The 1,582-nt window shown below is 32.6% G+C and carries 2 protein-coding genes and 1 pseudogene; 2 read left to right on the forward strand and 1 reads right to left on the reverse strand.

The features are described from left to right. Positions 1-803: Rpn family recombination-promoting nuclease/putative transposase (locus HMPREF0381_RS03830; RefSeq protein ID WP_008750563.1), on the forward strand; the 803-nt coding region annotated here is incomplete at its 5' end. Positions 804-989: 186 nt separating this feature from the next. Here the strand turns inward: HMPREF0381_RS03830 and HMPREF0381_RS14795 are convergent. Further along, positions 990-1,130, reverse strand: a pseudogene (locus tag HMPREF0381_RS14795) (IS1380 family transposase); the annotation flags it as partial. A 95-nt stretch (positions 1,131-1,225) separates the two neighbouring features. Here HMPREF0381_RS14795 and HMPREF0381_RS03835 point away from each other — a divergent pair. After that, positions 1,226-1,417 (forward strand): transposase family protein, encoded by a 192-nt coding sequence (locus HMPREF0381_RS03835; protein ID WP_008750565.1) that lies wholly within the window; start codon positions 1,226-1,228, stop codon positions 1,415-1,417. Positions 1,418-1,582: the final 165 nt, after the last annotated feature.

The raw sequence follows: 1,582 nt of genomic DNA on the forward strand, positions 1-1,582 counted from the left end.
CCGACAGTGCATTAAAGATAGACAGTGATATTTACTCACAGGATAGAGATGTTGCAAAGTATTGGAAGAACAGCCAAATCAATATAGCATTGTTTGGCCTTGAAAACCAGACTACACCGGAAAAGCTGATGCCGCTTAGGGTTATAGGATATGATGGAGCGGAGTATAAAAAGCAGGTATTGAAAGAAAACAGACATAAAAAGAAATATCCTGTAATTACATTGGTGTTATATATGGGATATGACAGAAATTGGAAATACTCAAATTCATTATTGGATTTGCTTGAAGTAGATGATAATCTAAAACCGTATGTAAGTGATTATAAGATAAATGTATTTGAAATAGCATTTTTGGATAGGGAAAAGATAGACTTATTTAAGAGTGACTTTCATATGTTGGCGGACTATTTGTATCAGATGAGAAAAAATAAAAAGTATATAGGTGATGAAAGTAAAGTAAAGCATATAGATGAGATTTTGATGCTGATGTCTGCAATGACAGGTTTTAAAAATGTTGAAAAGATAATAAAGACGGTACATGAAAGGAAGATAAACAATATGAAAGGATTTTTTGAAATAGCGGAAGAGCAGGGGATTGAAAAGGGACTTAAACAGGGTAGAACGGAAGGAAGAGCAGAGGGTAGAATGGAAGGAAGAGCAGAGGGTATAGAAAGGGGAGCCGATATGGTAAGTGAGCTGAATACAATATTGGCTAAGGAAGGTAATTTAGAAACCATAATAAAGGCTAATACAGATAAGGTCTATAGACATGAGCTGTTAAAGAAATACAGATTATTAAGATAAAGGCTAAAAGAGCCTGAATTATTCAACATAGTAGATTTTGCTTAGATACTACGCAAAATAATGTGTGTATAAAAATATCTTATTTGTAAATAAGGAAATTGCTCTAAAAAAGGGCGTACTGTCCCTATGCACTAAAAATCACTGTTTTATATTTGATTTCCAAGGCTCATAAGTTATCTCTATTCGCTATTCCAAATGCAGTGATAATTTCCTGATGTTTGAAATTGTTTCGTAAAACTCTTTCTTATAGGGGCAACTGCTACACAATTTGAGTACTATATATCTTGCCTTATTTACTGCTTTTGTAGCTACTTTTAGCGACTTTAAGCAGGACAAACGCATGAGTAAACAATGAATGAATAAATTGAATAAACTATGAAAAATCACCTTTTTTATGGTATATTTAAGAAAAAGGGGATTTTATGATGAACGGATTATTAGAATGGATTGAATACATCGAAGATGTAAGGCAAGAGAGAAAAATAAAGCATAAATTAAAAGATATTATAGTGATAGTGCTATTTGCAACCTTGGCAAATGTAGACGATTGGGTTGAGATGGAATATTTTGCCCATCACAATGAAGAATATTTAAAAAGATACGCTGAAGTGTAAATGTTAGTGCAACTTAAAAAATGAAAATATTTAAGTTGCATTTAGTGTTACAGTTCAGGTAGGTAGTTTCTTTAAAGAACAATTATCAAGAGCACTATAAGTACCTGAACTTTAGTTATTTAATTTTAAGCACCACAAGAAGGGGCTGTCGGGAAATAGATAGCC

The organism is Lachnoanaerobaculum saburreum DSM 3986 (genome assembly GCF_000185385.1).
GTDB lineage: Bacteria > Bacillota > Clostridia > Lachnospirales > Lachnospiraceae > Lachnoanaerobaculum > Lachnoanaerobaculum saburreum.

Bases quoted from the DNA above. Each gene is read 5' to 3' on its own strand.
- HMPREF0381_RS03835 (WP_008750565.1), top strand. From the start codon at position 1,226: ATGATGAACGGATTATTAGAATGGATTGAATACATCGAAGATGTAAGG.